The organism is Tepidiforma sp. (assembly GCF_026419595.1).
Classification (GTDB): domain Bacteria; phylum Chloroflexota; class Dehalococcoidia; order Tepidiformales; family Tepidiformaceae; genus Tepidiforma.
Genome location: NZ_JANZZD010000028.1, coordinates 23,317 through 30,728, shown reverse-complemented (window position 1 = coordinate 30,728; position 7,412 = coordinate 23,317). Strand labels below are relative to the sequence as shown.

Annotated in this window: 16 protein-coding genes and 1 pseudogene; all 17 read left to right on the top strand. The window is 68.4% G+C overall.

All coding sequences use genetic code 11. The annotated features are described in order from the left end of the window. Positions 1–267, top strand: a pseudogene (tuf, locus tag N2041_RS12280) (elongation factor Tu); the annotation flags it as partial. A 29-nt stretch (positions 268–296) separates the two neighbouring features. Continuing rightward, on the top strand, positions 297–605 hold the full coding sequence (rpsJ, locus tag N2041_RS12275) for a 30S ribosomal protein S10 (RefSeq protein ID WP_297678869.1): 309 nt from the start codon (positions 297–299) through the stop codon (positions 603–605). 5 nt (positions 606–610) lie between these two features. Further along, positions 611–1,246, top strand: coding sequence for a 50S ribosomal protein L3 (gene rplC, locus N2041_RS12270; RefSeq protein ID WP_297678868.1), 636 nt, complete (start codon positions 611–613; stop codon positions 1,244–1,246). Next, on the top strand, positions 1,243–1,908 hold the full coding sequence (gene rplD, locus N2041_RS12265; RefSeq protein ID WP_297678867.1) for a 50S ribosomal protein L4: 666 nt from the start codon (positions 1,243–1,245) through the stop codon (positions 1,906–1,908). Before rplC ends, rplD begins: the two co-directional genes overlap by 4 nt. Then, entirely contained in the window at positions 1,908–2,204 is a 297-nt protein-coding gene (gene rplW, locus N2041_RS12260; RefSeq protein WP_297678866.1) for a 50S ribosomal protein L23, read from the top strand. Before rplD ends, rplW begins: the two co-directional genes overlap by 1 nt. 3 nt (positions 2,205–2,207) lie before the next feature. Beyond that, complete coding sequence (rplB, locus tag N2041_RS12255; RefSeq protein WP_297678865.1) at positions 2,208–3,035, top strand: 50S ribosomal protein L2; 828 nt, start codon at positions 2,208–2,210, stop codon at positions 3,033–3,035. 14 nt (positions 3,036–3,049) lie between these two features. Continuing rightward, positions 3,050–3,337, top strand: coding sequence for a 30S ribosomal protein S19 (gene rpsS / locus N2041_RS12250; protein WP_297678864.1), 288 nt, complete (start codon positions 3,050–3,052; stop codon positions 3,335–3,337). A 2-nt stretch (positions 3,338–3,339) separates the two neighbouring features. After that, complete coding sequence (rplV, locus tag N2041_RS12245) at positions 3,340–3,678, top strand: 50S ribosomal protein L22 (RefSeq protein ID WP_297678863.1); 339 nt, start codon at positions 3,340–3,342, stop codon at positions 3,676–3,678. Positions 3,679–3,681: 3 nt separating this feature from the next. Then, positions 3,682–4,452, top strand: a complete 771-nt coding sequence (rpsC, locus tag N2041_RS12240; protein WP_367187729.1) for a 30S ribosomal protein S3 — start codon at positions 3,682–3,684, stop codon at positions 4,450–4,452. Next, positions 4,452–4,871, top strand: coding sequence for a 50S ribosomal protein L16 (gene rplP / locus N2041_RS12235; RefSeq protein WP_270057162.1), 420 nt, complete (start codon positions 4,452–4,454; stop codon positions 4,869–4,871). Before rpsC ends, rplP begins: the two co-directional genes overlap by 1 nt. A gap of 1 nt (position 4,872) precedes the next feature. After that, positions 4,873–5,088 (top strand): 50S ribosomal protein L29, encoded by a 216-nt coding sequence (rpmC, locus tag N2041_RS12230; protein ID WP_297678862.1) that lies wholly within the window; start codon positions 4,873–4,875, stop codon positions 5,086–5,088. Between the two features lie 4 nt (positions 5,089–5,092). Then, positions 5,093–5,422 carry a 30S ribosomal protein S17 gene (rpsQ, locus tag N2041_RS12225; protein WP_367187728.1) on the top strand — a complete coding sequence of 110 codons (330 nt, stop codon included), beginning with the start codon at positions 5,093–5,095 and terminating at the stop codon, positions 5,420–5,422. Next, positions 5,419–5,790: a 50S ribosomal protein L14 gene (rplN, locus tag N2041_RS12220; RefSeq protein WP_098504674.1), complete on the top strand. Its 372-nt coding sequence runs from the start codon at positions 5,419–5,421 to the stop codon at positions 5,788–5,790. The genes rpsQ and rplN overlap by 4 nt, the downstream gene beginning before the upstream one ends. Then, positions 5,790–6,107, top strand: a complete 318-nt coding sequence (gene rplX / locus N2041_RS12215; RefSeq protein WP_297678861.1) for a 50S ribosomal protein L24 — start codon at positions 5,790–5,792, stop codon at positions 6,105–6,107. The genes rplN and rplX overlap by 1 nt, the downstream gene beginning before the upstream one ends. Further along, on the top strand, positions 6,107–6,652 hold the full coding sequence (gene rplE, locus N2041_RS12210; RefSeq protein ID WP_297678860.1) for a 50S ribosomal protein L5: 546 nt from the start codon (positions 6,107–6,109) through the stop codon (positions 6,650–6,652). The genes rplX and rplE overlap by 1 nt, the downstream gene beginning before the upstream one ends. Before the next feature lie 10 nt (positions 6,653–6,662). Further along, on the top strand, positions 6,663–6,968 hold the full coding sequence (rpsN, locus tag N2041_RS12205) for a 30S ribosomal protein S14 (protein ID WP_270057158.1): 306 nt from the start codon (positions 6,663–6,665) through the stop codon (positions 6,966–6,968). A gap of 32 nt (positions 6,969–7,000) precedes the next feature. Further along, entirely contained in the window at positions 7,001–7,405 is a 405-nt protein-coding gene (gene rpsH / locus N2041_RS12200; RefSeq protein ID WP_270057157.1) for a 30S ribosomal protein S8, read from the top strand. The last annotated feature ends 7 nt before the right edge of the window (positions 7,406–7,412 follow it).

Below are 7,412 nucleotides of genomic sequence, written 5' to 3'. Positions count from 1 at the left end.
GCCCAGGTCTACGTCCTCTCCAAGGAGGAAGGCGGCCGCCACACGCCGTTCTTCAACGGCTACCGGCCCCAGTTCTACGTCCGCACCACCGACGTCACCGGCGCCATCCAGCTGCCCGAGGGCGTCGAGATGGTCATGCCCGGCGACAACATCACCATGACCGTCGAACTCATCCAGCCCGTCGCCATCGAAGACGGCCTCCGCTTCGCCATCCGCGAAGGCGGCCGCACCGTCGGCGCCGGCGTCGTCACCAAGATCCTCGCCTGAGGCACAGGACACCCGAGGGGACCGGCACCATGGCACGACAACAAATCCGCATCAAGCTCAAAGCCTACGACCACCGCCTGCTCGACCAGTCGGCGCGGCAGATCGTGGAGGCTGCCGAGCGGACTGGCGCGGCCGTCGCCGGGCCGGTCCCGCTCCCGACCTCCATCGAGAAGTTCACCGTCATCCGCGGCCCGCACATCCATAAGGACGGCCGCGAGCAGTTCGAAATCCGCACCCACAAGCGGCTCATCGACATCATCGAGCCCACCTCCAAGACCGTCGATACCCTCATGCGGCTCCAGCTCCCGAGCGGGGTCGACATCGAGATCAAGCTGTAACCGCCATGACCATCGAAGGAATGCTCGGCCGCAAACTGGGCACGACCCAGGTCTTCGACGAACAGGGCAGGCTGCGCGGCGTCACCGCCGTCGAAGTCGGCCCCTGCTACGTCACGCTCATCCGCACCCCGGAGAAGGACGGCTACGCCGCCATCCAGGTCGGCTACCAGGAGGACCGCCGCCTCAACCGGCCGGAGACCGGCCACCTCCGCGCCGCCGGTGGCCTCAAGCTCCGCCACCTCGCCGAATTCCGGACCGACGGCTCGACGGCCTACACGCTCGGAGACAGGCTCGGCGTCGACCTGTTCGAGGTCGGCGGCCGGGTCGATGTGACCGCCACCTCCAAGGGCCGCGGCTACCAGGGCGGCGTCCGGCGCCACGGCTTCCGCGGCGGCCCGCGCACGCACGGCCAGAGCGACCGGCACCGCGCCCCCGGCTCCATCGGCTCTGGCACTACCCCCGGCCGCGTCCTCAAGGGCACCCGCATGGCGGGCCACATGGGCGCCGAGCGCGTCACCGTCCGGAACCTCGAAGTCGTCAGCCGCAACGATGAGGCCGGCGTCATCTTCGTCGCCGGGTCCGTCCCCGGGCCGAAGGGCGGCCTCGTGCGCATCCGCAAAGCAAGGAAGGTATCGAAATGAAGCTCCCGGTCTTCGATACCGCCGGCAACCGCATCCGCGAGATCGACGCCGCCGATGAGGTCTTCGCCATCGAGCCGAACGGCGCCGTCCTCCACCAGGCCTACGTCGCCCAGATGGCGAACCGCCGCGCCGGCCTGGCCAACACCAAGCGCCGCGGCGAAGTCGCCGGCTCCACCATCAAGATTCGCCGGCAGAAGGGCCTCGGCCGCTCCCGGCAGGGCTCCATCCGCGCGCCGCACCACGTCGGCGGCGGTTCGGCCCACGGCCCCAAGCCGCATTCCTTCGCGAAGCAGCTGCCCCGCACGATGAAGCGGCTCGCGCTTCGCTCCGCGCTGAGCAACCACGCCCGCAACGGCAGCCTGCTCGTCGTCGATGGGCTCGCCGCCCCGGATGGCAAGACCCGCACCGTCCAGGCCATCCTCGATGCCCTCAAGGTCGACCGCCGCGCCATCGTCATCAGCGGCGAGCACGACGCCGCGCTCAGCCGCGCCGCGCGCAACATCGACAACGTCAAGGCGCTCCCCGCCCAGAACCTCAACGTCGTCGACCTCGTCAACGCACATCACCTCGTGATGAGCGAAGACGCGGTCCGCAGGTGCGAGGCGCTCTGGGGCGGCGCCAACGTCAAGCCGCAGCGCGGCCGCACCCGGGAGGCCGTCTGATGCCGAACGAACTCCACCCCTACGCCGTCCTCATCCGGCCGATCATCACCGAGAAGTCGACCATCCTCGCCTCGCAGGACAAGTACGTCTTCGAGGTCGACCCCCGCGCCAACAAGACGCAAATCAAGGAAGCGGTCCAGCTCGCCTTCAACGTCCGCGTCGCGGAGGTCAACACCATGACCATGAAGGGCAAGCCCCGCCGCTTCGGCCGCCGCATCGTCAACCGGCCCAACTGGAAGAAGGCCGTCGTCACGCTCGTCCCGGGCGACAAGATCGAACTGTTCGAGGGGGTCTAGGCCATGCCGATCAAGCAGTACAAGCCCACGTCCCCCGGCCGCCGCAACGCCACCGGCGCGACCTTCTCGGAAATCACGAAGGACCGCCCGGAGAAGTCGCTCGTCGTCTCCCTCCGGAGCAAGTCCGCCGGCCGCAACAACCAGGGCCGGATCACCGTCCGCCACCGCGGCGGCGGCAACCGCCGCCTCTACCGCATCATCGACTGGAAGCGCGAGAAGCACGGCATTCCGGCGAAGGTCGTGGCCATCGAATACGACCCGAACCGCACCGCCCGCATCGCGCTCCTCCAGTACGCCGATGGCGAGAAGCGGTACATCCTCGCGCCCAACGGCCTCTCCGTCGGCGCCACCCTCATGAGCGGCCCCGATGCGGAGGTCCGCGTCGGCAACGCGCTCCCGCTCGCGAACATGCCGACCGGCACGCAGGTCCACAACATCGAGCTCACGCCCGGCAAGGGCGGCCAGCTCGTCCGCAGCGCCGGCGCAGCCGCCCAGCTCATGGCGAAGGAAGGCGAGTACGCCCTCATCCGCCTGCCCAGCGGCGAAATGCGGCGCGTCCGGATCGAATGCATGGCCACCGTCGGCCAGGTCGGCAACCTCGAGCATTCGCTCATCAAGCTCGGCAAGGCCGGCCGCACCCGCCACCGCGGCCGCCGGCCCGAAGTCCGCGGCGCCGTCATGAACCCCCGCGACCATCCGCACGGCGGTGGCGAAGGCCGCGCGCCCGTCGGCATGCCCGGGCCCAAGACGCCCTGGGGCAAGCCCGCGCTCGGCTACCGCACCCGCAACAACAAGCGCACCGATAAGTACATCGTGCGGCGCAGGTCGTAGGAGAGGAGCACGACATGTCCCGTTCGACCAAGAAAGGACCGTTCATCCACCCGTCGCTCGAAAAGAAGGTGATGGCGATGCGGAACGCTCAGAACCGCACCGTCATCAAGACGTGGTCGCGCGCGTCCACCATCCTCCCGGAGATGATCGGGCTCACCATCGCCGTCCACGACGGCCGGCGGCATGTGCCCGTCTTCATCACCGAGAACATGGTCGGCCACAAGCTCGGCGAATTCGCGCCGACCCGCACCTTCCGCGGCCACGTCGCCAAGAGCGATAAGCAGAGCAAGGTGAGGCGGTAGCCATGGAAGTTCGCGCCATCACCCGCGGTATGCCCGCGTCGCCCCGCAAGGTGCGCCTCATCCTCGAACGCCTGCCCGGCCTCTCCGTCGACCAGGCGCTCGCGCTCCTCCGCTACGTCCCTTCGCCGCACGCGCGGACCATCTCGAAGACCGTCCTCTCCGCCGCCGCCAACGCGGAGAACAACTACAACCTCGATGTGGATGAGCTCTACATCAAGCGGGCCTACGCCGACGAGGGCCGCACCCTCAAGCGGTTCCGGCCCCGCTCCCGCGGCCGCGTGAGCCCCATCCTCAAGCGCTCCAGCCACATCACCATCATCCTCGACCAGAGGGAGGCCTAGCCCATGGGACAGAAAGTCCACCCCCACGGCTTCCGCCTCGGCATCCTCTACGACTGGGAATCGAAGTGGTTCGCCGACCGCGACTACACCCAGAAGCTCCACCAGGACCTCGACCTTCGCAACTTCGTCCTGCGTGAGCTGCGCGATGCCGCCATCAGCCGCATCGAAATCGACCGGAACGCGAACCTCACGACCATCACCATCCACACCGCCAAGCCGGGCATCGTCATCGGCCGCGGCGGCCAGAAGGTCGAGGAGCTCCGCACCGCGCTCGAGCGCTACACCGGCGGCCGGGTCCGCGTGAACATCCAGGAGATCCGCGTTCCCGAGCTCGATGCCTACCTCGTCGCGCGTTCCGTCGCCGACCAGCTCGAGCGGCGCGTCGCCTTCCGCCGCGCCATCAAGCAGGCCGTCCAGCGGACGATGCAGCGCGGCGCCCGCGGCTGCCGGGTCACCATCTCCGGCCGCCTCGGCGGTGCCGAGATGTCCCGCCGCGAAACCGAAACGCAGGGCCGCGTCCCGCGCCACACCCTCCGCGCCGATATCGACTACGGCCTCGCCGAGGCGCTCACCACCTTCGGCACCATCGGCGTGAAGGTCTGGATCTACAAGGGCGACGTCCTGCCGCAGCGCGCCGAGCGGCCCGCCGAGGAAGCCGCGCCCGAGCCGGTCCTCGCCGCCGCGCGCCCCGCGGAGCCGGAGGGCCCGGCCCACACCGCCATCTCCATGGAGCAGCAGGCCGCTGTCCGTGAATCCACCGAGGGGGCGAACTGATGCTGCAGCCTCGCCGCGTCAAGCACCGCAAGCAGCACCGCGGCCGCATGGACGGCTCCGCCCAGGCCGGCAACTACGTCGCCTTCGGCGAATGGGGCCTCCAGGCCCAGGGCGCTGCCTGGATCGACTCCCGCCACATCGAATCTGCCCGGCGCGCCATCACCCACGAGATGAAGCGCGGCGGCAAAGTCTGGATCCGCATCTTCCCCGATAAGCCGGTCACCGCGAAGCCGGCCGAGACGCGCATGGGCTCCGGCAAAGGCGCCCCCGACCGCTGGGTCGCCGTCGTGAAGCCCAACCGCATCATGTTCGAAGTCGCCGGCGTCCCGGAGCACGTCGCCAAGGAAGCGCTCCGGCTCGCCTCCCACAAGCTCCCCGTGCCCACCAAGATCGTCCAGCGCGAAGAGGCGGTGATCTGATATGGCGAAGAAGGCACAGGATTACCGGCAGCTCGACGACGCCCGGCTCGACCACGAAATCAACGAGGCGTACCGGGCGCTCTTCACCCTCCGCTTCCAGCACGCCTCCCGGCAGCTGCAGAACTACCGGGCCCTGCGCGACGCCCGCCGCACGATCGCCCGGCTTCGCACCATCAAACGCGAGCGCCAGCTCCAGGCGCTCGCCGGACAGGAGTAAGCCCATGGGCAGCCAGCGCGTCCTCCAGGGCACCGTCGTTTCCAACAAGATGCAGAAGACCGTCGTCGTCGCCGTCGAACGGAAGAAGACGCACCGGCTCTACCACAAGGTCGTCACCGTCACCGGCCGCTACAAGGCCCACGACGAGAACAACGAGTGCCGGCTCGGCGATGTCGTCCGCATCCAGGAGTGCCGCCCCATCTCCAAGGAGAAGCGGTGGCGCGTCATCGAAATCGTCACCCGCGGCGACGTCGCCGAGGTCGCACCCGAAACCATCGGCCGCGACATCGAAGCCACCACGCAGGTCGCGCCGAAGTCGGAGGTGAACGCGTGATCCAGCAGGAAACCCGCCTCAAAGTTGCCGACAACTCCGGCGCGCGCTCCCTGCTCTGCATCCGCGTCCTCGGCGGCAGCAAGCGCCGCTACGCGCGCCCCGGCGATGTCATCGTCGCCTCCGTCAAGTCGGCCCAGCCCCACGGCAACATCAAGAAGGGCGACGTCGTCAAAGCCGTCGTCGTCCGCGTCGCCAAGGAGTACGGCCGGCCCGATGGCTCCTACATCCGCTTCGACGACAACGCCGCCGTCCTCCTCGCCAACGACGGCGAAAACCCGCGCGGCACCCGCATCTTCGGGCCCGTCGCCCGCGAGCTGCGCGACCGCAACTTCATGAAGATCGTCTCCCTCGCGCCGGAGGTGCTCTGATGCCGGCCAAGATCAAGAAGGGCGACAAAGTCGTCGTCATCGCCGGGAAGGACCGCGGCAAGCGCGGCACCGTCCGTCAGGTGATCACGAAGCACAGCCGCGTCATCGTCGAGGGCGTCAACATCATCAAGAAGCACCAGCGCGCCCGGCAGGCCGGCCAGGCCTCCCAGATCGTCGAGCGCGAGGCGCCCATCCACATCAGCAACGTCATGCTGATCGACCCGAACACCGACCAGCCCACCCGCGTCACCTTCCGCCGGCGCGAAGACGGCACCCTCGTCCGGGTCGGCAAACGCAGCGGAGAGGACATCGAATAATGCCGCCCCGCCTGAAAGAGAAGTACCAGAAGGAAGTCGCGCCCGCACTGCAGCAGCAGTTCGGCTACCGCAACGTCATGCAGATCCCGCGCATCACCAAGGTCGCCGTCAACGTCGGCCTCGGCGAAGCGCTGCAGGACGCGAATGCGCTCGACCGGACCGCCGAGCAGATCATGGCCATCACCGGCCAGAAGCCCGTCGTCACCCGCGCCAAGCGCTCGATCGCGAACTTCCGCCTCCGCGCCGGCAACGCCATCGGCGTCGCCGCCACCCTCCGCGGCGACCGCATGTACGAATTCCTCGACCGGCTCATCGCCGCTGCCCTGCCGCGCATCCGCGACTTCCAGGGCCTCAACCCGAACGCCTTCGACGGCCGCGGCAACTACAGCCTCGGCCTGCGCGAACAGCTCATCTTCCCGGAGGTCGATTACGACCGCGTCGATAAGGTCCGCGGCCTCCAGGTCACCATCGTCACCACCGCCAAATCCGATGAAGAAGGGCGCCGCCTGCTCGAACTCATGGGCATGCCCTTCCGGAAGAACTAGGAGCACCGCGATGGCATCCAAAGGCATCGTCAACCGCGACCTCCGCCGCCGCCAGCTCAACGAGAAGTACGCCGGCAAGCGCGCGGCCATCAAAGCCGAGCTCAAGAAGTCGTGGGGCGACCCGAAGCGCGTCGCCGAGCTCTACGACGAGCTCCGCAAGCTGCCGCTCAACAGCAGCCCGACGCGCATCCATAACCGCTGCCTCGTCACCGGCCGGCCCAAGGCCTACATCCGCAAATTCGGGCTCTCGCGCATCACTTTCCGCGAGTACGCCCACCGGGGCCTCCTCCCCGGAGTCACCAAGTCCAGCTGGTAAGTGCGCAAGCAAACGCCAGGGGGAGATCGCACATGACCGTTAGTGACCCCATCGCTGACATGCTCACGCGCATCCGCAACGCCAACGCCGCGCGGCACGACGTCGTGAACATCCCGGCCTCGAAGATCAAGATCGCCATCGCGAAAGTTCTCAAAGAAGAGGGCTTCATCCGCGATTACCAGGTCATCGAAGAGCCGGGCAAACCCCAGCCGAACCTCCGCGTCGAGCTGAGCTACAGCGGCCGCAAGCAGCCCGTCCTCAACGGTCTGCAGCGCGTCTCCCGCCCGGGCCTCCGCGTCTACGTGCAGCGCCGGGAAATCCCGCGCGTCTACGGCGGCCTCGGCATCGCCATCCTCTCCACGCCCAAGGGCGTGATGTCCGGGCAGGAAGCCCGCCGGCAGGAAGTCGGCGGCGAGCTTCTCTGCTACGTCTGGTAAGGGGTCC

Bases quoted from the DNA above. Each gene is read 5' to 3' on its own strand.
- rpsH (WP_270057157.1), top strand. From the start codon at position 7,001: ATGACCGTTAGTGACCCCATCGCTGACATGCTCACGCGCATCCGCAAC.
- rplE (WP_297678860.1), top strand. From the start codon at position 6,107: ATGCCGCCCCGCCTGAAAGAGAAGTACCAGAAGGAAGTCGCGCCCGCA.
- rpsJ (WP_297678869.1), top strand. From the start codon at position 297: ATGGCACGACAACAAATCCGCATCAAGCTCAAAGCCTACGACCACCGC.
- rplB (WP_297678865.1), top strand. From the start codon at position 2,208: ATGCCGATCAAGCAGTACAAGCCCACGTCCCCCGGCCGCCGCAACGCC.
- rplV (WP_297678863.1), top strand. From the start codon at position 3,340: ATGGAAGTTCGCGCCATCACCCGCGGTATGCCCGCGTCGCCCCGCAAG.
- rpsN (WP_270057158.1), top strand. From the start codon at position 6,663: ATGGCATCCAAAGGCATCGTCAACCGCGACCTCCGCCGCCGCCAGCTC.
- rplX (WP_297678861.1), top strand. From the start codon at position 5,790: ATGCCGGCCAAGATCAAGAAGGGCGACAAAGTCGTCGTCATCGCCGGG.
- rpsC (WP_367187729.1), top strand. From the start codon at position 3,682: ATGGGACAGAAAGTCCACCCCCACGGCTTCCGCCTCGGCATCCTCTAC.
- rplW (WP_297678866.1), top strand. From the start codon at position 1,908: ATGCCGAACGAACTCCACCCCTACGCCGTCCTCATCCGGCCGATCATC.
- rplP (WP_270057162.1), top strand. From the start codon at position 4,452: ATGCTGCAGCCTCGCCGCGTCAAGCACCGCAAGCAGCACCGCGGCCGC.
- rpmC (WP_297678862.1), top strand. From the start codon at position 4,873: ATGGCGAAGAAGGCACAGGATTACCGGCAGCTCGACGACGCCCGGCTC.
- rplD (WP_297678867.1), top strand. From the start codon at position 1,243: ATGAAGCTCCCGGTCTTCGATACCGCCGGCAACCGCATCCGCGAGATC.
- rpsS (WP_297678864.1), top strand. From the start codon at position 3,050: ATGTCCCGTTCGACCAAGAAAGGACCGTTCATCCACCCGTCGCTCGAA.
- rplC (WP_297678868.1), top strand. From the start codon at position 611: ATGACCATCGAAGGAATGCTCGGCCGCAAACTGGGCACGACCCAGGTC.
- rpsQ (WP_367187728.1), top strand. From the start codon at position 5,093: ATGGGCAGCCAGCGCGTCCTCCAGGGCACCGTCGTTTCCAACAAGATG.